Raw genomic sequence first — 24,601 nt, forward strand, 5'->3', positions numbered from 1 at the left:
ATCTCAGGTATATCAAGAGAATGCCAGGAACGGAGAAACGCATAGCAGCAGGCCGGTAATAATAATCAGGTACAACGAAGCGCCTTTATATTTGTGCAATGCGGGAACCTTGTAGACCAACCATGCCGGAATTAAACAACCCACCATACCGAAGATAGGGCTACAAATAGAGGTGAAGCTCAGTACCGGCGCGTTGAGCACAATGGCGCTCCAGGCCAGCAAAATAGCGAAAATCATAATGCCGCGCTGTACCAGATTTTCCTTAATCTTCTCGGCGGGCATTTTGCGGCGCAGGATATTCATCACAATGCCTTGCGTCGCTTCGCGGAATCCTAAATAAACGCCAAAGAAGGCGGTCATGACGGCAAAGATGTTCAGAATTACGCTAACCACTTTGACCCAGCCTGCGCCATCGCCGCTAATAAATTGCGCGGCGATCGCCAGGGCGGAAATATTCTGCTCATAGGCTTTCACCGCTTCGTCATGCCCCATCGCCAGGGTAAAGGAAACCGCATAGAAAAAGACGGTAACGAACAGGACGCCAAACGCGATATTCATGGCGCGCAGCGCTTTATGACGTGCGACCTCAATAGATTTTTCGCGTGAACGGTAAGAGATCACCATTGGGCTTAACGTCTGGATAAACAAAATCGAGGTCAGCGTAAATGGCAGGGTAATAATGGCGTTTTTAATCAGCAGGGCCATCGGCGGCAGCGCGCCAATGTTATACAGATGCCACATCCCCACCATAGAGACGCCCAGCGCCGCCACTACCAGTAGCTTGGTCAGCACCATGCCGGTGGAGATTTTGAACAGTAATTTTTCACCGCGTGAGGAAATCGCCACCAGGATGCAGATCAGCACCAGACCATAAAATGGACTATCGGAAAGTAATCCTTCCGTTACGCCGAAAGTATGCAGATAAGAGGCGCTGTCGTTAGTAATCGCCGTAGAATAGACGAACATCCAGATGACGAGCATCACAAAGTACAGCGCGCCTAATAAAATACCCCAGTTTTTGCCCAGATAGCCGCTGATCACGCTGGGGTAGTCTTTACATTCCGGGGATTCCGCCAGCGTATTAATAAACAGCCGCTGGAACAGGTACATGGCCGGATAGCCAATAATAGAAGAAAGTAAAAAGACCCAAAGTCCCATCAGGCCAACCTGGACAGGAAGAAAAACGATCCCTGCGCCGATCGCCATCCCGATACTCATAATGACCCAACCGGTGTCGGTACTATCAAATTTGATGGCTTCACGCCATTCGCTTTCTGTCATCCCTGCCCGACGCGCCGGGGCTGATGCGTCGAGGATTACGCTGGTATTACTAGCCGATTCCATAGAATTCTCGCTCAATGTGTAGGTAGAGGTTTTTTTATTTTTCGTGCCGCAGCAAGGCGATATGCAGAACGTGAGGTGCAGGTACTTTCTTGTAATAAGAAAATCATACGCGCACGATAAGAGAAAAACTTACCAATAAAACGCCTGCATTTATTGTGGGTTAAGAATTATTTTCTATTTACTATTGGTTTAATATTGTTATTTTCTCTATTTGACGCGTATCACAACAAAAAAGGGCGCACTTTGGTGCGCCCTTTTCTCAACTTCTGTCTTCTACGTTATCCCATAGCCTGCTCACTCTGCGTCTGTCGGGCCTATCCACAAACGACTTTAATCGCCAGACCGCCGCGCGACGTCTCGCGATATTTGTCGTTCATGTCTTTACCCGTTTCGTACATGGTTTCGATCACTTTATCGAGCGAAACCCGCGGCTCAGAGGTACGGCGTAGCGCCATTCGCGCCGCATTTACCGCTTTAACGGCGTTAATCGCATTACGTTCAATACAAGGGATTTGTACCTGACCCGCCACCGGGTCACAGGTGAGGCCAAGGTTATGCTCCATCGCAATTTCCGCCGCAATACAGACCTGCGCCGGGCTGCCGCCCAGCAGTTCTGTCAGCCCCGCCGCCGCCATCGAACACGCGACGCCAACCTCGCCCTGACACCCCACTTCCGCGCCGGATATCGAGGCGTTCATCTTGTACAGCATGCCAATCGCCCCCGCCGACAGCAGATAGCGGGCGATAGAGTTGGCATTGACCGGACGACGGAATTTGTCGTAATAGGCCAGCACCGCAGGAATAATGCCGCACGCGCCGTTGGTCGGCGCGGTGACCACTCGCCCGCCCGCCGCGTTCTCTTCGCTCACGGCCAGGGCGAACATGTTAATCCAGTCGATGACGTTCATCGGATCGCGGGAAAGATTATCGCTGGAGACCAGCAGACGCCGTAACGCTACCGCGCGGCGTGGAACGTTCAGCGGCCCCGGCAGCACGCCCTCAGTATTCATGCCACGTTCAATTCCGGTCGCCATCACCTGCCAGATGCGGGCAAAGCCAGCGTCAATCTGCTCTTTGCTCCGCAACGCCAGTTCATTTTGCATCATCAGGCCGGAAACCGAGAGCCCCTGTCTTTCACACAGCGTCAACAGTTCGCTGGCGGAATGAAAATCATACGGCACCGATTTTTCTACATCGTGCGACTGACCAAAGCGTTCCTCTTCGACAATAAAGCCGCCGCCAATAGAGTAATACGTTTTGTGTAAAAGCGGCGTTTGCCCGTGCCAGGCGGTAATTCGCATACCGTTTTCATGGCGCGCCAGGGTTTCAGCGTGAAAGAGAATACTGTCGGCGACGGGAAAATCCACCACATGCGCGCCACCCGCCACCGATAAACGGCTGCTGCGGGCAACCTCCTGGATAAACGCCGGAATGCTATCAATATTAACATCCTGCGGCGTATTGCCCGCCAGGCCCATAATGATGGCGGTATCGGTCGCGTGGCCTTTGCCCGTCAGCGATAGCGATCCGTAAAGATCAACCGTGATGCGCGTCGTTCGCGGCAGGTCGCCGCTGCCGATCAGCCGATCGATAAAACATTTTCCTGCATTCATTGGCCCTACGGTATGGGAGCTTGAAGGTCCAATGCCAATCTTAAAAATATCAAATGCGCTAATCATATCTCCCCCTAAGATTACCGTTCAGTGAAGATCCGTCGCGGGGCGATCCACACGATCGCCCCGTTCACGTTACATCGCCTGAGTAAAGGTGCGCGAAATAACGTCCTGTTGCTGCTCGCGAGTCAGCGCATTGAAGCGCACGGCATAGCCGGAAACGCGGATCGTCAGGTTCGGGTAGTTTTCCGGATGTTCAATCGCATCCAGCAACATTTCACGGTTCATGACATTGACGTTCAGATGCTGCCCGCCTTCTACCTGTGCTTCATGATGGAAATAGCCGTCCAGCAGGCCGACAAGATTGGTTTTCCGCACCGCATCTTCTTTCCCGAGCGCCGCAGGCACAATCGAGAAGGTGTATGAAATACCGTCTTTGGCGTAGGTAAACGGCAGTTTCGCCACCGACGTCAGCGAGGCTACCGCCCCTTTGCGGTCACGACCATGCATCGGGTTCGCCCCCGGCGCGAATGGCGTTCCGGCGCGGCGTCCATCCGGCGTATTGCCGGTCTTCTGCCCGTACACGACGTTCGAGGTGATGGTCAAAATGGACTGCGTCGGCACCGCACTGCGATACGTCGGCAACACGCTAATTTTTTGCATAAAGCGTTTCACCAGGTCGCAGGCGATGCTGTCCACGCGCTCATCGTTGTTGCCGTACTGCGGATACTCGCCTTCAATAGCAAAGTCGATGGCAAGGCCATTTTCGTCGCGGATCGGCTTCACCTGAGCGTACCTGATGGCGGACAGGGAATCCGCCGCCACCGACAGTCCGGCGATGCCGCACGCCATCGTCCGATACACATCACGGTCGTGCAGCGCCATCAGCGAAGCTTCATAGCTGTACTTATCGTGCATGTAGTGAATGATGTTCAGCGCGCTAATGTACTGCACCGCCAGCCAGTCCATAAAATGGTCGAGGCTCTCCATTACCGTGTCGTAATCCAGCACCTCATCCGTTAACGGCGCGGTTTTCGGCCCAACCTGGATTTTCAGTTTCTCATCAACGCCGCCATTGATAGCGTACAGCAACGTTTTGGCAAGGTTGGCGCGCGCGCCGAAGAACTGCATCTGCTTACCGATGACCATCGGGCTGACGCAACAAGCGATAGCATAATCGTCGCTGTTAAAGTCGGTACGCATTAAATCGTCGTTTTCATACTGCAAAGATGAGGTCACGATGGAGACCTGCGCAGCATATTTCTTGAATGCCACCGGCAACGCTTCTGACCACAGTATGGTCAGGTTCGGCTCCGGCGCTGGCCCCATCGTGTGCAGGGTATGCAGATAACGGAAAGAGTTCTTCGTCACCAGCGTGCGGCCATCAAGCCCCATCCCGCCAATAACTTCGGTGGCCCAGATCGGATCGCCGGAAAAGAGCGAATCAAATTCCGGCGTGCGCAGGAAGCGCACCATGCGGATCTTCATGATGAAATGGTCGATCAGCTCCTGCGCCTGCTGCTCTGTCAGAAGACCCGCGTTGAAATCGCGCTCAATGTAGATATCAAGGAACGAGGCGGTTCTTCCCAGCGACATTGCACCGCCATTTTGCGATTTTACCGCCGCCAGATAAGCGAAGTAGAGCCACTGTACCGCTTCCTGCGCGTTCCGCGCCGGGCGGGAGATATCGTAGCCGTATTTCGCCGCCATCTCCTGCATTTGCAGCAGCGCGCGACGATGCTCCGCCAACTCCTCACGCAGGCGAATCGTCGCCTCAAGATTCTGTCCCTGCTCCAGATTCGACTGCAGATCGGCGAATTGCAGCTCGCGTTCGCGCACCAGATAACGGATGCCATACAGCGCGACACGACGATAATCGCCAATAATGCGCCCGCGACCATAACCATCCGGCAAACCGGTTAATACGCCGGATTTACGGCAGCGCAGCATATCCGGCGAGTAAACATCGAATACGCCCTGATTATGGGTTTTCCGCAGGTCGGTAAAGGTATATTCAAAATCGGCGTCCATTTCGCGGCCATAAGCGTGAAATGAACTTTTGATCATGTTAACGCCGCCAAACGGATGCAAAGCGCGTTTAAGCGGCTTATCCGTTTGTAAACCGACGATTTTTTCCAGCTCTTTTTCAATATACCCCGCATCGTGCGCGGTAATCGTCGTCGCGATGTTGGTATCGAAATCCACCGGCGCATGGGTCGCGTTCTCGATACGTATCCCCGCCATCACCTTTTCCCACAACGCCGTGGTCGCTGGCGTCGCGTCGGCGAGAAAAGATTCATCCCCCTCATAGGGCGTATAGTTATGCTGAATAAAATCACGGACATTAATTTCTTCTTTCCAGTCCGTACCTTTAAAATCACGCCATGCTTCGGCATACAGCATATCGCTGGTATCGATATTTACCTTCATGAAAAATAATCTCTCTACAGAACAGCCGTTAAGTTATGCAAATTCCACTGGTGCTTTCACGTTGCCTAAATGAATGGCATCAAGGGCAATCATTTTCTCTTCATTCGTGGGAATAACAGCGCAAATAACCTGAGAAGGGTTAGCGGAAATAATGCGCTCGCCGTGAGAATTCGGCTGCTTATTCATTTCAACGTCTAACGTAAGCCCCAGTACGCCCAAATGTTCAATTACCAACTGGCGAATTAATACTGAATTTTCACCAATACCGCCGGTAAAAATAATGCCATCCAGCCGATGTAACGATGCCGCGTGTCCGGCAATATGACGGGCGATACGGTGGACAAATGTTTTTATCGCTAACCGGGCGCGCTCATGTCCTTCGTGCCAGGCTTTTTCCAGGACTCTAAGGTCGGATGACAACCCGGAGATGCCGAGCAAACCGGACTCTTTATTCACCACTCGCTCCAGATCGCTCAACGTCTGCCCGGTTTCTTTGGCTATCCACGCCATCGCGCCGAAATCAACGTCGCCGCTGCGAGTACCCATCATCAGCCCCTCAAGCGGCGTCATCCCCATTGAGGTATCCACGCTCTGACCATTGCGTACCGCGCAGATAGACGCCCCATTGCCCAGATGCGCGACAATCAGACCCGAGTTTTTTTCATCGAGGTCAAGCAGTTCATACGCGCGCCGCGAAACATAGCGATGCGACGTACCGTGAAAGCCGTAGCGACGCACACCCAGGCTGGAAAAATATTCCCACGGCAATCCGTATAAATAGGCTTCCGGCGCCAGCGTCTGGTGGAAACTGGTATCAAATACCGCCACCTGACGCACGGCCGGGAAAAGGTGTCGCGCCGCGTCAATGCCGCTTAAATTAGCGTAATTATGCAGCGGCGCTAAAGGTGATACCCGACGAATATTATCGATAATCTCATCGGTAATAATGACGGACTGTGTAAATAGCTCTCCACCGTGCGCGATACGGTGGCCAATTAATGCCACGCTATCCGTTAAATCACGTTTTTCCAGCTCAAAGGCAATGGCTTTTAACGCGTCCTCATAATTAGAGTGCGCGAGGTTTATCGGCTTATCGCCATTAATAGATAAAAAGGCGTTTTCAGTATTCATTCCATCTGCTATTCCCGCCATTAAAACATCACAGGTAGCGACATCCAGTACAGAGAATTTGATAGAAGATGATCCGCAATTAATGACCAGAACGACCGGAAATTCATTCATGTAGTGCCTCCGTCGATGTCAGCCTGCGTCCGCGCCCTGGGGCGGAACGCAGGCTAAACGTGAGGATTAGAACAATTTGTAGACAATATTCAGGATGGTCAGCAGACCAATCAGGGTGACGAACACGTTATCCAGACGACCACGGTACTTCGCCAGCGACGGCGCTTTACGAATGGCGTACATCGGCAGCAGGCATAACAGCGAGGCGATAATCGGCGCGCCCATCGCTTCAATCAGGTCCAGAATGTTCGGGTTTGCGTAAGCTACGACCCAGGTAGACCCCATAATGAAGATCATGCTGATGGTATTAAGCTTGCCCATAGAGACTTTGGTTTTATCGCCTTTATAACCGAATTTCAGCACCAGGCCGTTCAGCCCTTCCAGCGTCCCCAGGTAGTGACCGAAGAAAGATTTGAAAATAGCAACCAGCGCGATGATAGACGCGCCATACTCCAGCACCGTTGCAAAAGTAGATTTTGTCCCCGACAAAGAGGCGAAATGGTTGGCCAGGTAGGAAAGTACCGGAATGTTCTGCGCTTTCGCATCCGCCATGTTCTGTGGAGAGAGCGTAAACAGGCAGCTAAAGGCGAAGAACATCACCACGGCGACCATCAGCATACTGGCGCGCGAGATGATCTGTGAACATTTACGCTCGGTAAATTCGCGGCCAAACTCTTTCTCATACTCTTCCCGCTTAGACACCACGAAGGAAGAGACGATGGGCGAAAAGTTAAAGGAGAACACCATGATAGAGATTCCCAGCCACACCGTAACCAGTATGCCATCGTGCCCGGTCAGCGCGATATTACTGAGATCAACCTGATCGATAACCGCCGAGTTCCAGTAAGGAATCAGCGATAATGAGATTAGCACCAGGCTGGCGATAAATGGCCATACCAGGTAACTCATCACCTTAACCATCAGATCTTTACCAAACCAGATCACAAAGGCCATCAGCAGCAGCAAGAACAGCGCCACGAAACCGCGATTCAACGCTGGCATCTGCAACTGGTTTTCCCAAAACGTCATGAACGTGTTAGTGATGGTGACGCCATAAATCCACAGCAGCGGACAAATCGCAAAGAAGTAAAGGAACGTGATAACTACTCCGCCCGTTTTACCAAAGTGCTCTTCGACCGTTTCCGTAATATTGCCGGACGGATTAGATCCGGATAAACACAGACGCGCCAGCGCCCGGTGACAATAGAACGCAATGGGATAAGCTAAAACCAGCATCAGCAGAATGGGGATAAGCCCGCCAAACCCGGCGCGGATAGGGAAGAACAGCACCCCGGCGCCGATGGCGGTACCAAATAAACCCAGCGTCCACGTCGTGTCCGATTTACGCCATGACGACTGTTTTGCCTGGCTGGATACAATGCTATCAGTAGTACTCATATCCTATCCTCACGAAAAGATTAAGCGTCAACTAAACCCGTAATTTGTGATACACGAGAAAGATCGATATTGCCGCCAGAAATAATACTGACCGTTTTTCTGTTCTGAATATGGCTATCTAATTTCCCGCTTAATAGTGCGGCGCAGGCCAGAGCGCCAGCGCCTTCAGTAATAACCTTATTGCGCTGAATTAAAGCGATCATGCTGTTACGAATTTCATCTTCGCTAACCAGAACAATGTCATCGACTAATTCACGAACAATTTCATAGGTTAAATTACCCGGGCGGGAGACATCACAACCATCCGCCAGGGTGCCGGTCGTTCGGTGCGTGGTTATTTCGCCAGCGTAATAAGACGCCGCCATACCGTGAACATTTTCGGCCTGTACGCCGATAACTTTAATGGTCGGGTTAATCGATTTAATCGCAATGGCAATACCTGCAATTAAACCGCCGCCGCCAATAGGCACGATGACATTATCGACATCGTACAGATCTTCCATAATTTCCAGACCAATAGTGCCCTGCCCGGCAATGACTTTTGGATCGTCGTAAGGCGGAATAAAAATGCGGCCTTCGGTTTCGACAATTTCACTCACCTTAGCAATGGTGTCATTGAAGTTGTCACCGTGGAGCACCACTTCCGCCGAATAATCACAGGTGGCCGCCACTTTTGACTTTGGCGCGCCCTTCGGCATCACGACTTTGCCGTCAATACCCAGCATTGCGCAAGAAAGAGAAACGCCCTGTGCATGATTACCTGCGGAACAGGCCACGACGCCTTTACGTTTTTCCGCCTCCGTTAACGAGCTAAGTTTGTTAAAAGCGCCACGAATTTTAAATGAACCCGTACGCTGCATATTTTCAAACTTGAGAAATATTTCGCCTTTGCAACGTTCACTAAAATAGTTAGAGCGAGGCATTCCCGTTTTATATATCTTCCCCGCCAGTCTTTTTTTCGCTTCGAGGATATCTTCAATTGCAACCGGGAGATCGTATGTAATGTGCATTATAACCTCTTAACCTGGGTATTAAAAATAAGTTACCGTTGCCCACTGTTCAAAAGAAACAGGTGGCGTCAATTTCGCTAAATATGTTTATTCCATATCATTCAATTTCTATTAACTGCCTGCGTCTGCATCCATTATATGATGAATATTGCTTAGCCAATTCCACTAATACTGAAGCGGCTTTTTTGATACGATAATTTTTAGACCATACCGCCGCATAACGTGCGACGGGTAACGTGTCTTTTATGGGTATCGTGATAAATTGATTAGAGCCAAAAGGCGTGGTCATATCGCAGGGAATAACAGTTAAGAAATCAGCATTGAGAACAAGATTATATATTGTGACAACGGAATCTGTTTTAACAATGTTTTCGATGCTGATGCCATTTCGTTGTAGAGTGGTGAGTAATTCGCTGTAGTAGCCCATATTCGTTTGCGGCAACACCCACTGTTCGTCTTTTAACGATTCCAGTGTGATGGTGCCGGTGCATGTTCGGGACTTGCTGGCTACCAGGACAAACTCTGATTCAAACAGCGGCTCGACATGCAGATCCTGTAGCTGCATTTCATTACTGAGCGTACCGATAGCAAAGTCCAGCCGCCCGTCGCGCAGGGCCGGCAGGAATGAAGAGAGCTGGGCTTCGTACATGGATACCTGCGCTTTTGGAAAGACCTCTTTGAACTTATGAATCATATCGGACATGAAGGTAAAGCCAATCAGCGAAGGAAAGCCAAACGAGACGTCGACAACGGTATTGCACGTCATACTGTTCATCTCGTTGATCATGTTTTTCATTTCGCGGGTGATAGATTCAGACCAGGAAAGCAGTACCTGTCCCGCTTCGGTCAACGTAACGCCGGTATTTTTACGTACAATTAGCTCAACGCCAAAATAGGCCTCAACATCGCTAATGATTTTACTGACGGCGGGCTGGGTTAACCCTAACGATTTTGCGGCAGAACCGATAGAACCACTTCTAATGACTTCCTGAAAGACCACCAAATGCTGTGTTTTAGGGAGAACAAGAGTATTCATATCTACCGCTCTGAAATAACATTGTGAACGGCAGGAAGTGTAGCAAATTAAATCTTAAAGGTTATGTGCGACCACTCACAAATTAACTTACCGCAATTTTTAGATGGTCTTTATTAAATAAAGAAAGCCTATTACTTCAATGAGTTACAAAAATAAAACAGCAACTTAGTCTGATTTCAATCAAAAAATAGGGTCGGGATAACGATATATTATGGCGATAACCAGTCTATTTTACCTCCTATTTTCGACATCCCATGAAGACGATATTTCAATCAATTACGGGACATTTTATCGGCAATTCCAGCGTTAAATTTAAAGCGTAATTTCTCAAATTTAAGTATAAACCGAAGGTAAATGCGCTTAAAAACCGTTACGCGTCACATTTTTTTACCTTATTTGTTTGTAAAGAAACATTTAATAAAATTTTAACCAAAATATTTCATACATTTAATTTTCATTTACAACAAATAATTTACACCGCTTTCTTGCTGTTTTTCAGAATGTAATTTTGTGAAAGAAATCGATTGCTTTTCACTTCAACTAAAAAGAGCGCAATCCATAGCGTTTTGTGTTTCTCATCACAAAAACGAATAATATTATGTCACCACGGCTGTCAATTAATTGCCGGATAGTGACGCTGGCGTCTTCTGCAACCTCTATACCCTTCACCGGCCTGATAAGCAAAAACCCGCCGAAGCGGGTTTTATGAAGAGATGAAACTGACCGATAAGCCGCTTTCTTTTGGGTATAGCGTCGTGGACAGTCATTCATCCTGCCGCCCTGTAAAAGCAAAACCCCGCCAGCTTACACTGACGGGTTTTATGAAGAGGTGAAACTGACCGATAAGCCGCTTTCTTTTGGACATAGCGTCGTGGACAGCCATTCATCCTGCCGCCCGGTAAAAGCATAAACCCGCCGAAGCGGGTTTTATGAAGAGGTGAAACTGACCGATAAGCCGCTTTCTTTTGGGTATAGTGTCGTGGACAGTCATTCATCCTGTCGCCCTGTAAAAGCAAAAACCCGCCGAAGCGGGTTTTATGAAGAAGTGAAACTGACCGATAAGCTGCTTTCTTTCGGGTATAGCGTCGTGGACAGCCATTCATCCTGCCGCCCGGTAAAAGCATAAACCCGCCAGCTTACAATGACGGTTTTTATGAAGAGGTGAAACTGACCGATAAGCCGCTTTCTTTCGGGTATAGCGTCGTGGACAGCCATTCATCCTGCCGCCCGGTAAAAGCATAAACCCGCCAGCTTACACTGACGGTTTTTATGAAGAGGTGAAACTGACCGATAAGCCGCTTTCTTTTGGGTATAGCGTCGTGGACAGTCATTCATCCTGTCGCCCTGTAAAAGCAAAAACCCGCCGAAGCGGGTTTTATGAAGAAGTGAAACTGACCGATAAGCCGGGTTCTGTCGTGGACAGTCATTCATCTAGGCCAGCAATCGCTCACTGGCTCAAGCAGCCTACCCGGGTTCAGTACGGGCCGTACCTTATGAACCCCTATTTGGCCTTGCTCCGGGTGGAGTTTACCGTGCCACGGACTGTTACCAGCCGCGCGGTGCGCTCTTACCGCACCCTTTCACCCTTACCTGATCCCACTTGCGTGGGCCATCGGCGGTTTGCTCTCTGTTGCACTGGTCGTGGGTTTCCCCCCCAGGCGTTACCTGGCACCCTGCCCTATGGAGCCCGGACTTTCCTCCCCTCCGCCCGTCTCCCCGAAAGGACGACGACGAAGCGGCGACTGTCTGGTCAGCTTCGGCGCGCAGTATAGAGGGTTCGCGCGACTTTGTCACCCTGCGCTGCGCATTCCTATCGCCAGAGCGGCAGCAACATTTCTGGATGCCCGATAAATATTGTCAAAAGCGCCCCGAAAAGCCTCCTCCAGCGTCACGATGCGCGTGAGTACGCTAAAGACAGCGTCGATGCCATAGTGATGCACTATCCCTACATCGTGCGTCAGGCTGCCGGCAATGCCAATCACTGGCTTATGATATTTTTTCGCCACATTCGCGACGCCAATCGGCACTTTACCGCGAATACTTTGGCTATCAATCCGCCCTTCTCCCGTCACCACCAGCGTACAGTCGTGGATATGCTCCTCCAGGTTCAGTGCCGCCGTGACAATTTCGATCCCGCTGCGTAATTCCGCGCCGAGAAAAGCCATTAACGCCGCCCCCATACCGCCTGCCGCGCCTGCGCCGGGCACCGCCTTTACGTCGACATTCAGCGATTTTTTTATGATGTCGGCATAGTGAGCAAGATTTCTGTCCAGCTCAACAATGTTCTCTTCGGTCGCGCCTTTCTGCGGCCCAAAAATTCGTGATGCGCCGTTGTCGCCGATCAGAGGATTAGAGACATCGCAAGCGACACGAATCGCGCAGAGTTTTAAACGGGGATCGAGCTCTGAAATATCAATGTCGCTTAGACAATGAAGGCTTCCGCCACCGTAACCGATATCCGCGCCGTTTGCATCGCGCAGTTTTGCGCCTAACGCCTGCATCATCCCTGCGCCGCCGTCATTTGTCGCGCTGCCGCCAATGCCGATAATGATATTGCTTGCGCCGCTTTCCAGCGCCTGCAATATCAGCTCCCCCGTTCCCCGCGAGGTAGTAATCAAAGGGTTGCGTTTTTCTGGTGGAACCAGCGCCAGTCCGCTGGCCGCCGCCATTTCAATAAACGCGGTTTTACCATCCCCGGACATTCCCCAGCAGGCTTTCACTTTTTCACCCAACGGCCCGGTCACCCATGCGGTGCGTTCAACGCCCTGCGTCGCGGCAATCATGGCTTCGACCGTTCCTTCGCCGCCATCGGCAACCGGAACAGAGACATATTGCGCATCGGGGAAAATTTCCCGAAATCCTTTTTCTATCGCCTGCGCTACCTCGGCGGCAGAAAGGCTTTCTTTATAGGAGTCGGGGGCAATTACGATTTTCATAGTGGTAGCCTGTTACTGCACAACGCCGGATGGCGTTTCACTTATCCAGCCTGAAATTCAGGCCCGGATCGCTACACGCCATCCGGGCACAACGTCGTTAGCGAGTGACTTCCACTTTCGCCAGTTTTTCGTAGTAGCACGCCAGCGCGCTATGGTCGTCATTACCGTGTCCATCCGCGCGTAACGCCTGCATCATTTCCATAACGGCGGCGGTCAGCGGGAGCTGCGCGCCAACGCCGTGGGAGGTATCCAGCGCATTCGCCAGATCTTTAATGTGCAGATCGATACGGAAACCTGGCTTAAAGTTTCTGTCCATGACCATCGGCGCTTTCGCATCCAGTACCGTGCTGCCAGCCAGACCGCCGCGAATCGCCTGATAGACCAGATCCGGGTTGACGCCCGCTTTAGTCGCCAGCGTCAGCGCTTCAGACATGGCGGCGATATTCAACGCCACGATCACCTGGTTAGCCAGTTTTGTGACGTTGCCTGCGCCGATATCGCCGGTATGCACCACGGAACCCGCCATCGCTTTCATCAGGTCGTAGTACTTGTCGAAAATGGCTTTATCGCCCCCTACCATCACCGACAGCGTGCCATCAATCGCCTTCGGCTCGCCGCCGCTGACCGGCGCATCCAACATCTCAACGCCCTTCGCCTTCAGCGCATCGCTGATTTCACGGCTTGCCAGCGGCGCGATAGAACTCATATCAATCAATACGGTTCCCGGCTTCGCGCCTTCGATGATACCGTTCTCGCCCAGCGCAACCTCTTTCACATGCGGAGAGTTAGGCAGCATCGTGATGATGACGTCACACTGTTCAGCGATCGCCTTCGCCGTAGAGGCCGTTTCCGCGCCTGCGGCAATGACGTCAGCAATCGCTTCAGGATTACGATCGGACACCACCAGCGAATACCCTGCTTTCAGTAAGTTTTTGCTCATGGGCTTACCCATGATGCCTAAGCCAATAAAGCCAACTTTCATCGTCATAGCGTTCTCTCTTTCCATACCAGGATTATTTTTTAAAGGTGTCGGCAAGCTTCTGCGTGCTGGCGCGGAATGCGCCTAAATCGCTGCCAACGGCGACAAAGGTCGCGCCCCATTCCAGATAACGGCGGGCATCCGCCTCTACCGGCGCCAGAATGCCGCACGGTTTACCGTGCGCTTTAGCGCGGGCGAAAATATGTTGAATCGTCTGCTGCACGTCAGGGTGAGAAGCATTGCCGAGATGACCCAGCGCGGCGGCCAAATCGCTTGGGCCGACAAAAATGCCATCAACGCCTTCCGTTGCGGCGATGGCATCAACATTGTCGACACCCAACTGGCTTTCGATTTGAACAATAATGGTGATGTTTTTGTTTGACTGCGCAAAGTAATCAGGCACCGTACCGAACATATTCGCGCGGTGAGAAACGGAGACGCCGCGAATGCCTTCCGGCGGGTAACGCGTCGAGGCGACGGCGCGAGCCGCTTCCTCTTGCGTTTCAACAAAGGGGATCAGGAAGTTATAAAACCCAATATCCAGCATCCGTTTGATAATGACCGGTTCATTGGTTGGCACACGTACCACAGGCGCGCTGGCGCTGCCTTTCAATGCCATTAACTGCGGAATTAAGGTGGTCACATCGTTCGGCGCATGTTCGCCATCCAGCACCAGCCAGTCAAATCCCGCCAGACCAAGAACTTCGGTGGTGATTGGGCTTGCCAGTGCAGACCAGCAGCCAATCTGCACCTGTTGCGCCGCCAGCGCCGCTTTAAACTTATTCGGGAAAATAGCGTTATTCATCGCTTATACCTTCGCTTATTTCTTTAATTCTCTACATGTGATGCCGCCACCATAACTTATAGCAACGACAATAAAATGCTTATCTGAAATCAGAATGGGTCTCCGCATTCTATTTCTAATGTGGTACACATCCTGTAGCACAATATACCGTTCTGATATCTTTATCGTCTTTTATTATTATCATGGTATTTTCAAATAACTCGTCAGATACACTGAATTCGCCATTCAGTATAAACAGCCTATGGCGGATAATCATTGTGCAAACGCTCATTAAAAAGGGATTATTTAACGCTTATTTTTGAGCATACGCCCATGATACTGGGCGCTAATGCACACATTTACGCTTTACCCGGCCTACATAAAAAATTTCATAATTTGCGGTGATCTGGATCACATTCTTATATTTATACTCCTGTCATTCTTATTTCATTATGCATGAACTTTATTTCTTATATTGAGATTTAACGATTTAACCATAACCAAAATAGATAATCCTATTTCTATCATCCAGGCTGGAGAATGTTGAACAATGGCCAATATCGAAATTCGCCAGGAATCGCCATCGGCGTTTTATATAAAAGTACATGAAACCGATAATGTCGCAATTATTGTTAATGACCACGGTCTTAAAGCCGGAACACGTTTTCCGGATGGCCTGGAACTGACTGAACATATTCCGCAAGGCCATAAAGTTGCTCTGACGGATATCCCCGCTCACGGCGAAATCATCCGTTATGGCGAAGTCATCGGTTATGCGGTACGCGACATCCCACGCGGAAGCTGGATCGACGAGTCGCTGGTTGAACTGCCAAAAGCGCCGCCGCTGAATACGCTACCGCTGGCGACCAAAGTACCGGAACCGCTGCCGCCGCTGGAAGGCTATACGTTTGAGGGCTATCGTAACGCCGATGGCAGCGTCGGCACCAAAAATCTGCTTGGCATTACCACCAGCGTGCACTGTGTGGCGGGCGTGGTCGATTATGTGGTGAAAGTGATTGAGCGCGATCTGCTGCCCAAATACCCGAATGTCGATGGCGTTGTAGGGCTAAACCATCTGTACGGCTGCGGCGTGGCAATCAACGCGCCGGCGGCGGTCGTGCCGATTCGCACGATTCATAATATCGCGCTCAACCCCAATTTTGGCGGCGAAGTGATGGTGATTGGCCTCGGTTGCGAAAAACTGCAGCCGGAACGACTGCTGGAAGGCACCGAGGATGTTCCCGCCATCGCCGTTGAAAGCGCCAGTATTGTGCGTTTACAGGACGAGCAGCATGTCGGCTTTAAATCAATGGTCGACGATATTTTGCAGGTCGCCGAACGCCATCTGACGAAACTGAACCAGCGCCAGCGCGAAACCTGCCCGGCCTCCGAGCTGGTCGTCGGGATGCAGTGTGGCGGCAGCGATGCGTTTTCCGGCGTCACGGCAAACCCGGCGGTGGGTTATGCTTCCGATCTGCTGGTACGCTGCGGCGCGACCGTCATGTTCTCGGAGGTCACCGAAGTGCGCGATGCCATTCATCTTCTGACGCCGCGCGCCATCAACGAAGCCGTGGGTAAACGCCTGCTGGATGAGATGGCCTGGTACGATAACTATCTTGATATGGGGAAAACCGATCGCAGCGCTAACCCGTCCCCTGGCAACAAAAAAGGCGGCCTGGCGAACGTCGTGGAAAAAGCGTTGGGCTCTATCGCTAAATCGGGTAAGAGCGCCATTGTCGAAGTATTGTCGCCGGGCCAACGCCCCACCAAACGCGGCCTGATTTACGCCGCGACGCCCGCCAGCGATTTCGTCTGCGGCACGCAGCAGGTCGCTTCCGGCATTACCGTACAGGTCTTTACCACCGGACGCGGCACGCCGTACGGGCTGATGGCGGTGCCGGTAATTAAAATGGCGACGCGTACCGAGCTGGCGAACCGCTGGTATGACTTAATGGATATCAATGCAGGCACCATCGCCACGGGTGAAGAGACAATCGAAGATGTGGGCTGGAAGCTGTTTCACTTTATTCTCGATGTCGCCAGCGGCCGGAAAAAGACTTTCTCGGACCAGTGGGGCCTACATAACCAACTGGCGATATTTAACCCGGCGCCAGTGACCTGATCCAGTCAGTACCCTTCTCCGATCAGGGTATAACCGCATAATCTGTAGACCGGGTAAGCGCCAGCGCTACCCGGTATTTTTTCGCCCTTAGTCTGTAGCCTGAAGTATGTCTGCCCGACATGCTTTTTTTATGCCTTACTTTCGATAACTTCCATTTTATTTCGAAACTTTCATTTATCAGATCAAAATCACAAAAAAACATTCCGAAAGCCTATAAATTCTTTCAAAGAAAACAAACGAAAGATTTCGGAGGAAGGATGTTTATCATTTCAGGCAGAACAATGCTAAAGAAGGCGCAGCAGGAAGGCTATGCTGTGCCGGCGTTTAACATCCACAACCTGGAGACATTGCAAGTGGTGGTGGAAACCGCCGCAGAATTGCGCTCTCCGCTGATTGTCGCCGGTACGCCAGGCACCTTTAGCTACGCAGGCGTCGGTAATATCGTGGCCATCGCCGCAGAACTGGCGAAAAGCTGGAACCATCCTCTCGCGGTACATCTCGATCATCATGAAAAACTGGCCGACATCAAAATGAAAGTCGCCGCCGGGGTACGCTCGGTCATGATCGACGGGTCGCATTTCCCCTTTGCCGACAATATTGCGCTGGTGAAAAGCGTGGTTGATTACTGTCATCGCTACGATGTCAGCGTTGAAGCTGAACTTGGGCGTCTCGGCGGGCAGGAAGACGATCTTATCGTTGACGGCAAAGATGCGCTTTATACCCATCCGGAACAGGCCCGGGAATTTGTAGAAAAAACGGGTATCGACTCGTTAGCCATTGCTATCGGCACCGCTCACGGCCTCTACACCGCTGAACCAAAACTTGATTTTGAACGACTGACGGAAATTCGTCAGCGGGTTGATGTCCCCTTAGTCCTTCACGGCGCCTCTGGCCTGCCGACCCGCGATATTACCCGCGCTATTTCGCTGGGCATCTGCAAAGTTAACGTCGCGACCGAGCTTAAAATCGCCTTTTCCGGCGCGCTTAAAAACTATTTAACGCAACACGCAGAGGCCAGCGATCCCCGCCATTACATGATCCCGGCGAAAGCGGCCATGAAAGAGGTTGTACGTAAAGTGATTGCCGACTGCGGTTGTGAAGGGAAGCTCTAAAGCCCCCGGATTTAGCACGGCAAAGGGCGTTTTCATAGCTGGATCACGAAAGCCATTATTATCCTTTGCCTTCAAACCAAAAATATTATGAAGATAAACAAAAGATATCGGAGCCAGAAGTGAAAGAAATAATTTCTCGTCACAAAGCAGGAGAACAGATAGGGATCTGTTCCGTATGTTCAGCACACCCGCTGGTGATTGAATCCGCATTACGTTTTGATCTGAATAGCGGGAACAAAGTTCTGATCGAAGCGACCTCTAACCAGGTTAATCAGTTTGGCGGTTATACCGGCATGAAACCGGCTGACTTTCGTGATTTTGTCTATGGCATCGCCCAGGAAGTGGGTTTTCCACGAGAACGGCTTATTTTAGGCGGCGATCACCTGGGACCTAACTGCTGGCAAAACGAACCTGCAGATACGGCGATGGAAAAATCCGTCGAACTCATTAAGGCTTACGTCGCTGCCGGGTTTAGCAAAATCCATCTTGATGCCTCTATGTCCTGCGCTGACGACCCGACGCCGCTGGACCCAATGGTTGTCGCTAAACGCGCCGCCCTGCTTTGCCAGGCAGCGGAAACGACGGCGACCGACGAACAAAAACGCCATTTAACCTATGTTATCGGCACTGAAGTTCCGGTTCCTGGCGGGGAAGCCAGCGCCATTAACGCCGTGCATGTTACCCGCGAACAGGATGCGGCCCGCACGCTGCAAACGCATCAGGCTGCTTTTCGCGCCCTGGGGCTGGAGGAGGCATTGAACCGGGTTATCGCGATTGTCGTACAGCCGGGCGTAGAATTCGACTATACCCAGATTATCCACTATCAACCGCAGGCCGCTAAAGCGCTTTCCGACTGGATAAAAGAAACGCCGATGGTCTATGAAGCACACTCCACCGATTACCAAACTCGCCAGGCCTACCGTGCGCTGGTACGCGATCATTACGCCATTCTGAAGGTCGGCCCGGCGCTCACTTTCGCGCTGCGCGAAGCCATTTTCGCACTTGCGCAAATGGAAAACGAGCTGATCTCCCCGGAACAACGTAGTCGGGTACTGGAGGTCATTGATGAAGTTATGCTAAACGAACCGGGCTACTGGAAAAAATACTACCGTCCAACCTGGAGCCAGGCGATGGTCGACATCCACTTTAGTTTGTCTGACCGTATTCGCTATTACTGGCCGCACCCGCGTATTCGTCAAAGCGTAGAAAAGTTAATCGCCAATCTGAACAACGTCACATTGCCGCTGGGATTAATTAGCCAGTTTATGCCCGTACAGTTTGAACGCCTGTCTGAGGGCGTGCTCACCCCCACGCCGCATAACCTGATTATTGACAAAATTCAGGATGTTCTGCGCGCTTATCGCTTCGGTTGCACGCCGGATGTCGCCTGAATAATGGAGAATTTATGAGCCAACTATTTGTCCGAACCGGAATCACATTCGACTCGAGCCAACAGGCGCTGGCGCACATTGGCAAAGAGATGCTGGCGAAAGGCGTGGTACATGATAGTTATCCGCAGGCGCTGGTGGAACGTGAAGCGTCTTTTCCTACCGGCATTGCGCTGGAGCGTCACGCCGTCGCTATCCCTCATTGCGAGGCGGTTCATGCGAAATCACCCGCTATCTATCTGATTCGTCCAGATAAGCCGGTCATGTTTCAACAGGCGGATGATGACGAAGAGATTGCCGTTTCGTTAATCATCGCCTTAATCGTTGAAAACCCGGCGGCACAGCTAAAACTTCTGCGCCGCCTGTTTAGTGAGCTACAGAACCCAAGCACCCTCGATGCCCTGTTAAGCGCGCCGGATGCCGAACTGGCGATACGCTTTCAGGAAACCATCCTTGAGCCTGAGCAGTGCGTCCAGGTTTGATAATAAATTGATAATAATGAGGAATACCCTATGAAACGTAAAGTAATTGTGGCCTGTGGCGGTGCGGTTGCAACCTCAACGATGGCTGCGGAAGAAATTAAAGAGCTATGTGATGCCAACCATATTGAGCTCGACTTAGTGCAATGCCGGGTCACCGAAATCGAAACCTATATGGACGGCGCCGATCTTATCTGTACCACTGCCAGGGTCGATCGCGCCTTCGGCGATATTCCCGTCGTTCACGGTATGCCTTTTGTTTCCGGCGTGGGTATTGAAGCATTACAGCAAAAAATTCTGTCCATTCTCATGGGGTAACGTATGTTTAGCGAAATAATGCGTTATATCCTCGACTTAGGCCCAACGGTGATGTTGCCTCTGGTGATCATTGTGTTCTCTAAACTGCTGGGAATGAAGCTTGGGGATTGTTTTAAATCGGGTTTGCATATTGGTATCGGCTTCGTGGGTATTGGTCTGGTCATCGGCCTGATGCTGGATTCTATCGGCCCCGCGGCGAAAGCCATGGCGGAACATTTCCAAATCAATCTCCACGTTATTGACGTCGGCTGGCCAGGTTCATCGCCCATGACCTGGGCGTCACAAATCGCGCTGGTCGCGATCCCTGTCGCCATCGGGGTTAACGTCCTGATGCTGGTGACCCGCATGACCCGCGTGGTGAATGTCGATATCTGGAATATCTGGCACATGACCTTCACGGGCGCCATGCTGCATCTGGCGACCGGTTCATACTGGCTGGGGATTCTGGGCGTTGTGGTTCATGCCGCCTTTGTCTACAAACTGGGGGACTGGTTTGCCAAAGATACCCGCGACTATTTTGGCCTGGAGGGGATTGCAATCCCACACGGTTCATCCGCGTACCTGGGCCCCGTGGCGGTGCTCGTTGATACCATTATCGAAAAAATTCCGGGCCTCAATCGTATTCACTTTAGCGCAGACGATGTCCAGAAACGCTTCGGACCGTTTGGCGAGCCGGTGACTGTCGGCTTCGTGATGGGGCTGGTGATTGGTGTACTGGCAGGCTACGACACCAAAGCCGTTCTGCAACTGGCGGTCAAAACCGCAGCGGTGATGCTGCTTATGCCACGCGTCATTAAACCTATTATGGATGGCCTAACGCCTATCGCCAAACATGCGCGTAAACGTCTACAGGCCAAATTTGGCGGGCAGGAGTTCCTGATAGGCCTTGATCCAGCGCTACTGCTCGGTCATACCTCTGTTGTCTCCGCGAGCCTGATATTCATTCCGCTGACCATCCTGATTGCCGTCTTAGTACCGGGGAACCAGGTGCTGCCGTTCGGCGACCTCGCCACCATCGGTTTCTTTATTGCGATGGCGGTTGCGGTACACCAGGGCAACCTGTTCCGCACGCTGATTTCAGGTGTCATTATTATGGGTATCACCCTGTGGATAGCCACCCAGACGATTGGCCTGCATACCCAACTGGCTGCCAATGCCGGAGCGCTAAAAGCTGGCGGACAAGTCGCCTCGCTGGATCAGGGCGGTTCCCCCATCACCTGGCTGCTGATTCAACTTTTTACCTGGCAGAATATCGTCGGCTTCGCCGTCATTGCCATTATCTATCTGGCTGGCGTACTGCTGACCTGGCGTCGCGCCCGACAGTTTGTCGCGGCTGAGAAAGCCACGGCGCTACAGCAAAGTCAAATCGCCTCTTAATTTTAGGGGAGCAATCGCTCCCCTCACCTTCCTGGAGAATGTTATGAAATCAGTGGTTATTCACGCTGAGGGAGACGTGCGCGTTGAAGAACGCCCCTTACCACAACTGCAAGCCGAGGACGATGTGTTGGTCAAGGTCGTTAGCTCAGGGCTTTGCGGGTCGGATATCCCGCGTATTTTCGCGCAGGGCGCCCATTATTATCCTATTACGTTAGGTCATGAATTCAGCGGCTACGTTGAATCCTACGGCACAGGCGTAACGGATATGCAGCCCGGCGATGCCGTCGCTTGTGTCCCGCTTCTTCCCTGCTTTCACTGTCCGCAATGCGAACGCGGTTACTTTTCTTTATGCAAACAGTATCAGTTTGTAGGATCGCGCAGCGAAGGCGGTAATGCGGAATATGTGGTGGTCAAACGGGCCAATCTTTTCCGCTTGCCGTCTGATATGTCAATTGAAGATGGCGCGTTTATCGAACCGATTACCGTGGGCTTACACGCCTTTCATCTGGCGCAGGGCTGCGAGGGGAAAAACGTAATTATCGTCGGGGCCGGGACAATTGGCCTGTTGGCCTTACAGTGCGCGCGGGAACTGGGCGCGCGAAGCGTAACGGCGATTGATATCAATCCGCAGAAACTGGAACTGGCGAAAGCGCTCGGCGCAACGCATACGTGTAATAGCCGGGAAATGACCGCCGACGACATCCAGACCGCGTTGTCCGACATTCAGTTTGATCAACTGGTTCTCGAAACGGCAGGAACTCCCCAGACCGTCTCGCTGGCTATCGATATCGCCGGGCCGCGCGCGCAACTGGCGCTGGTGGGGACGTTACATCACGATCTCACCCTGACAACGCGCACATTCGGGTTAATTTTGCGTAAAGAGCTCACGCTCCTCGGCAGTTGGATGAACTACTCCGCGCCATGGCCAGGAGAAGAATGGGAAACCGCAGCGCGCCTGTTGGCTGAAAAACGTCTTCAACTGGCCCCTCTCATTGCCCATCGCGGCGATGCGGAAAGCTTTGCAGAAGCAGTCAAAGCGCTTAATGGCGCGCCCATGCAGGGCAAAATCTTACTTCAACTTTCCTGATGGTACGAGCCAGCAACCTGCGCTGGCTCACATTTCCTTTCGAAATTTAGCGTTCACCTTTCGCAATCCTTCGTTTAAACTAGTTACAGTTAATTATCAGGCAAATCAATATGAACTCATTTGAGCGAAGAAATAAAATTGTCGACCTGATTAATACGCAAGGCAGCGTGCTGGTGATGGATCTTTCAAATACCTTTGGTATTTCTGAAGTGACTATCCGTGCTGACCTGCGTCTGCTGGAAGAGAAAGGCCTTGTCACCCGTTTTCATGGCGGCGCGGCAAAACCGGGAAGTCATCTGGCGGAAGGCGACAATCAGGAAGTCATTCTGGAAGATCGGTATCAACTCGCCAGCGATCCGAAAAAGCGGATTGCCCAGGCGGCTGCGGCAATGGTTGAAGAAGGAATGACCATCATTCTGGATAGCGGGAGCACAACATTACTGATTGCGGAAGCGCTCGCGCGAAAAAGCAATATTACGGTGATCACTAACAGCTTGCCTGCCGCTTTTACGCTATCAGAAAATAAAGATCTCACGCTGGTGGTCTGCGGCGGTACGGTACGGCATAAAACCCACTCAATGCACGGCACGATTGCGGAACGATCGCTACACGGCATCAGCGCCGATGTCATGTTTGTCGGGGCGGATGGCATTGATGCGACAAACGGTATTACCACGTTTAACGAAGGTTATTCCATTAGCGGCGTCATGGCGGCGGCGGCACACAAAGTTATCGCGGTACTGGACGCGACCAAATTTAACCGTCGCGGCTTTAACCAGGTATTGCCGATGGACAAGATCGACTGTGTGATAACCGATGACACCATCAGCAAACAGGATAAAGCGGCATTAGCGAAAACAGGCGTGGAACTAATGATCGTCTAAAAAGGAGTCGGTTATGCGCTGCTGATCGCGAGAGTAAGCCCGAAGGAAAGGTCCGGTCCGCTATTACCGCCCAATGCCCCCATCACTTTACCCACATCAATCACCTGATTGAGTATTAACGCGATGGCGATAAAAGGCGGTTCCCGGGCGCTCGCTTTTACTCTTCCTGCTGCTCCAGCGCATACTTATACAGCGCATTTTTCTTCACGCCGTGAATTTCTGCTGCCAGCGCCGCCGCTTTTTTCAGCGGCAGTTCTGCCTGTAGCAGCGCCAGCGTGCGCAGCGCGTCGGCGGGCAGGTCGTCTTCTTGCGCTTTATGGCCTTCGACAATCAGCACCATTTCGCCTTTGCGACGGTTTTCATCTTCTTTGACCCACGCCAGCAGCTCGCCAACGGGCGCGCCGTGAATGGTTTCCCAGGTTTTGGTCAGCTCACGCGCCAGCACCACATAACGGGATTCTCCCAATACCGCGACGATATCTTCCAGGCTATCTAACAGGCGGTGGGTTGACTCATAAAAAATCAGCGTTCGCGGTTCCGTTTCAATGGCTTTTAGCGCATCACGGCGGCCTTTGGATTTCGCCGGTAAAAAGCCTTCATAGCAGAAACGGTCAGATGGCAGGCCAGCGGCGCTCAGGGCGGTAATCGCCGCACATGGCCCCGGTAGCGGCACCACGCGAATCCCCGCTTCACGGCAGGTACGCACCAGGTGGTAGCCCGGATCGTTAATCAGCGGCGTACCGGCGTCGGAAACCAGCGCAATGTTCTGCCCTTCTTTTAGCTTCGCGACCAGCGTTTCCGCTTTTTGTTGTTCGTTATGGTCGTGCAGCGCGAACAATCGGGCATTAATCCCAAAATGTTGCAGCAATAAACCGGTGTGACGAGTATCCTCGGCGGCAATCAGATCTACAGCCTGTAACACCTCCAACGCACGCTGGGTGATATCCGCCAGATTACCGATAGGAGTAGGTACAATAAAGAGTTGGCCCTGAGAATTATCCGCCGATTCGTTTTGTTTCATTGTGTCGTCCGTATTGCCGATTTAATATTGAGCATTGCGTA

At 51.7% G+C, this 24,601-nt stretch carries 19 protein-coding genes and 1 other RNA gene; 8 read left to right on the top strand and 12 right to left on the bottom strand.

Features of this window, described 5'->3' with window-relative positions:
• Nucleotides 1–12 precede the first annotated feature (12 nt).
• The 11 genes from EOS97_RS06560 to garL all read right to left on the bottom strand — a co-directional run bounded on the left by EOS97_RS06560 (nucleotide 13) and on the right by garL (nucleotide 14,793).
• On the bottom strand, nucleotides 13–1,344 hold the full coding sequence (locus EOS97_RS06560; protein ID WP_000443189.1) for an amino acid permease: 1,332 nt from the start codon (nucleotides 1,342–1,344) through the stop codon (nucleotides 13–15).
• Nucleotides 1,345–1,658: 314 nt separating this feature from the next.
• Nucleotides 1,659–3,023 carry an L-serine ammonia-lyase gene (gene tdcG, locus EOS97_RS06565; protein ID WP_000622085.1) on the bottom strand — a complete coding sequence of 455 codons (1,365 nt, stop codon included), beginning with the start codon at nucleotides 3,021–3,023 and terminating at the stop codon, nucleotides 1,659–1,661.
• Nucleotides 3,024–3,092: 69 nt separating this feature from the next.
• On the bottom strand, nucleotides 3,093–5,387 hold the full coding sequence (gene pflB / locus EOS97_RS06570) for a formate C-acetyltransferase (RefSeq protein ID WP_000867324.1): 2,295 nt from the start codon (nucleotides 5,385–5,387) through the stop codon (nucleotides 3,093–3,095).
• 33 nt (nucleotides 5,388–5,420) lie between these two features.
• Entirely contained in the window at nucleotides 5,421–6,629 is a 1,209-nt protein-coding gene (gene tdcD / locus EOS97_RS06575) for a propionate kinase (protein WP_001001855.1), read from the bottom strand.
• Nucleotides 6,630–6,695: 66 nt separating this feature from the next.
• On the bottom strand, nucleotides 6,696–8,027 hold the full coding sequence (gene tdcC, locus EOS97_RS06580) for a threonine/serine transporter TdcC (protein WP_000108129.1): 1,332 nt from the start codon (nucleotides 8,025–8,027) through the stop codon (nucleotides 6,696–6,698).
• 20 nt (nucleotides 8,028–8,047) lie between these two features.
• Nucleotides 8,048–9,037 (bottom strand): bifunctional threonine ammonia-lyase/L-serine ammonia-lyase TdcB, encoded by a 990-nt coding sequence (gene tdcB, locus EOS97_RS06585; protein WP_000548368.1) that lies wholly within the window; start codon nucleotides 9,035–9,037, stop codon nucleotides 8,048–8,050.
• A gap of 97 nt (nucleotides 9,038–9,134) precedes the next feature.
• A complete protein-coding gene (gene tdcA, locus EOS97_RS06590) occupies nucleotides 9,135–10,073 on the bottom strand; it encodes a transcriptional regulator TdcA (protein ID WP_001094907.1) in 939 nt (312 codons plus the stop codon).
• Between the two features lie 1,383 nt (nucleotides 10,074–11,456).
• An RNA gene (gene rnpB / locus EOS97_RS06600) (RNase P RNA component class A) lies at nucleotides 11,457–11,831 on the bottom strand.
• 32 nt (nucleotides 11,832–11,863) lie between these two features.
• Nucleotides 11,864–13,009: a glycerate 2-kinase gene (gene garK, locus EOS97_RS06605; protein WP_000706465.1), complete on the bottom strand. Its 1,146-nt coding sequence runs from the start codon at nucleotides 13,007–13,009 to the stop codon at nucleotides 11,864–11,866.
• Nucleotides 13,010–13,106: 97 nt separating this feature from the next.
• Complete coding sequence (gene garR / locus EOS97_RS06610; RefSeq protein WP_000178106.1) at nucleotides 13,107–13,997, bottom strand: 2-hydroxy-3-oxopropionate reductase; 891 nt, start codon at nucleotides 13,995–13,997, stop codon at nucleotides 13,107–13,109.
• A gap of 25 nt (nucleotides 13,998–14,022) precedes the next feature.
• Complete coding sequence (garL, locus tag EOS97_RS06615) at nucleotides 14,023–14,793, bottom strand: 2-dehydro-3-deoxyglucarate aldolase (protein ID WP_001057715.1); 771 nt, start codon at nucleotides 14,791–14,793, stop codon at nucleotides 14,023–14,025.
• A gap of 529 nt (nucleotides 14,794–15,322) precedes the next feature.
• On the opposite strand from garL, the gene garD reads away from it, so the two are divergent.
• From garD to EOS97_RS06655, 8 genes are all read left to right on the top strand, one after another.
• On the top strand, nucleotides 15,323–16,894 hold the full coding sequence (gene garD / locus EOS97_RS06620; RefSeq protein ID WP_001273720.1) for a galactarate dehydratase: 1,572 nt from the start codon (nucleotides 15,323–15,325) through the stop codon (nucleotides 16,892–16,894).
• A gap of 257 nt (nucleotides 16,895–17,151) precedes the next feature.
• Nucleotides 17,152–18,006 carry a tagatose bisphosphate family class II aldolase gene (locus EOS97_RS06625; protein ID WP_000469979.1) on the top strand — a complete coding sequence of 285 codons (855 nt, stop codon included), beginning with the start codon at nucleotides 17,152–17,154 and terminating at the stop codon, nucleotides 18,004–18,006.
• A gap of 119 nt (nucleotides 18,007–18,125) precedes the next feature.
• On the top strand, nucleotides 18,126–19,397 hold the full coding sequence (gene gatZ, locus EOS97_RS06630) for a tagatose-bisphosphate aldolase subunit GatZ (RefSeq protein ID WP_127836131.1): 1,272 nt from the start codon (nucleotides 18,126–18,128) through the stop codon (nucleotides 19,395–19,397).
• Nucleotides 19,398–19,411: 14 nt separating this feature from the next.
• Nucleotides 19,412–19,876 carry a PTS galactitol transporter subunit IIA gene (gene gatA, locus EOS97_RS06635; RefSeq protein ID WP_000080445.1) on the top strand — a complete coding sequence of 155 codons (465 nt, stop codon included), beginning with the start codon at nucleotides 19,412–19,414 and terminating at the stop codon, nucleotides 19,874–19,876.
• A gap of 30 nt (nucleotides 19,877–19,906) precedes the next feature.
• On the top strand, nucleotides 19,907–20,191 hold the full coding sequence (gene gatB, locus EOS97_RS06640) for a PTS galactitol transporter subunit IIB (protein ID WP_000824293.1): 285 nt from the start codon (nucleotides 19,907–19,909) through the stop codon (nucleotides 20,189–20,191).
• Nucleotides 20,192–20,194: 3 nt separating this feature from the next.
• Nucleotides 20,195–21,568 carry a galactitol-specific PTS transporter subunit IIC gene (locus tag EOS97_RS06645; RefSeq protein WP_000490604.1) on the top strand — a complete coding sequence of 458 codons (1,374 nt, stop codon included), beginning with the start codon at nucleotides 20,195–20,197 and terminating at the stop codon, nucleotides 21,566–21,568.
• 43 nt (nucleotides 21,569–21,611) lie between these two features.
• The gene (gene gatD, locus EOS97_RS06650; protein WP_000844181.1) at nucleotides 21,612–22,655 is read left to right on the top strand and encodes a galactitol-1-phosphate 5-dehydrogenase; all 1,044 of its coding nucleotides are present in this window, start codon (nucleotides 21,612–21,614) and stop codon (nucleotides 22,653–22,655) included.
• Nucleotides 22,656–22,765: 110 nt separating this feature from the next.
• Nucleotides 22,766–23,539, top strand: a complete 774-nt coding sequence (locus tag EOS97_RS06655; RefSeq protein ID WP_001083899.1) for a DeoR/GlpR family DNA-binding transcription regulator — start codon at nucleotides 22,766–22,768, stop codon at nucleotides 23,537–23,539.
• Between the two features lie 157 nt (nucleotides 23,540–23,696).
• Here the strand turns inward: EOS97_RS06655 and rsmI are convergent, their stop codons facing one another.
• A complete protein-coding gene (gene rsmI / locus EOS97_RS06660) occupies nucleotides 23,697–24,560 on the bottom strand; it encodes a 16S rRNA (cytidine(1402)-2'-O)-methyltransferase (protein WP_000812295.1) in 864 nt (287 codons plus the stop codon).
• Between the last annotated feature and the right edge of the window lie 41 nt (nucleotides 24,561–24,601).

Source organism: Salmonella sp. SSDFZ54, assembly GCF_004010735.1.
GTDB classification, from domain to species: Bacteria; Pseudomonadota; Gammaproteobacteria; order Enterobacterales; family Enterobacteriaceae; genus Salmonella; species Salmonella enterica.

Coding starts and splice junctions, on each gene's coding strand:
- EOS97_RS06560 (WP_000443189.1), bottom strand. CDS start 1,344: ATGGAATCGGCTAGTAATACCAGCGTAATCCTCGACGCATCAGCCCCG.
- tdcG (WP_000622085.1), bottom strand. CDS start 3,023: ATGATTAGCGCATTTGATATTTTTAAGATTGGCATTGGACCTTCAAGC.
- pflB (WP_000867324.1), bottom strand. CDS start 5,387: ATGAAGGTAAATATCGATACCAGCGATATGCTGTATGCCGAAGCATGG.
- tdcD (WP_001001855.1), bottom strand. CDS start 6,629: ATGAATGAATTTCCGGTCGTTCTGGTCATTAATTGCGGATCATCTTCT.
- tdcC (WP_000108129.1), bottom strand. CDS start 8,027: ATGAGTACTACTGATAGCATTGTATCCAGCCAGGCAAAACAGTCGTCA.
- tdcB (WP_000548368.1), bottom strand. CDS start 9,037: ATGCACATTACATACGATCTCCCGGTTGCAATTGAAGATATCCTCGAA.
- tdcA (WP_001094907.1), bottom strand. CDS start 10,073: ATGAATACTCTTGTTCTCCCTAAAACACAGCATTTGGTGGTCTTTCAG.
- garK (WP_000706465.1), bottom strand. CDS start 13,009: ATGAAAATCGTAATTGCCCCCGACTCCTATAAAGAAAGCCTTTCTGCC.
- garR (WP_000178106.1), bottom strand. CDS start 13,997: ATGACGATGAAAGTTGGCTTTATTGGCTTAGGCATCATGGGTAAGCCC.
- garL (WP_001057715.1), bottom strand. CDS start 14,793: ATGAATAACGCTATTTTCCCGAATAAGTTTAAAGCGGCGCTGGCGGCG.
- garD (WP_001273720.1), top strand. CDS start 15,323: ATGGCCAATATCGAAATTCGCCAGGAATCGCCATCGGCGTTTTATATA.
- EOS97_RS06625 (WP_000469979.1), top strand. CDS start 17,152: ATGTTTATCATTTCAGGCAGAACAATGCTAAAGAAGGCGCAGCAGGAA.
- gatA (WP_000080445.1), top strand. CDS start 19,412: ATGAGCCAACTATTTGTCCGAACCGGAATCACATTCGACTCGAGCCAA.
- gatB (WP_000824293.1), top strand. CDS start 19,907: ATGAAACGTAAAGTAATTGTGGCCTGTGGCGGTGCGGTTGCAACCTCA.
- EOS97_RS06645 (WP_000490604.1), top strand. CDS start 20,195: ATGTTTAGCGAAATAATGCGTTATATCCTCGACTTAGGCCCAACGGTG.
- gatD (WP_000844181.1), top strand. CDS start 21,612: ATGAAATCAGTGGTTATTCACGCTGAGGGAGACGTGCGCGTTGAAGAA.
- EOS97_RS06655 (WP_001083899.1), top strand. CDS start 22,766: ATGAACTCATTTGAGCGAAGAAATAAAATTGTCGACCTGATTAATACG.
- rsmI (WP_000812295.1), bottom strand. CDS start 24,560: ATGAAACAAAACGAATCGGCGGATAATTCTCAGGGCCAACTCTTTATT.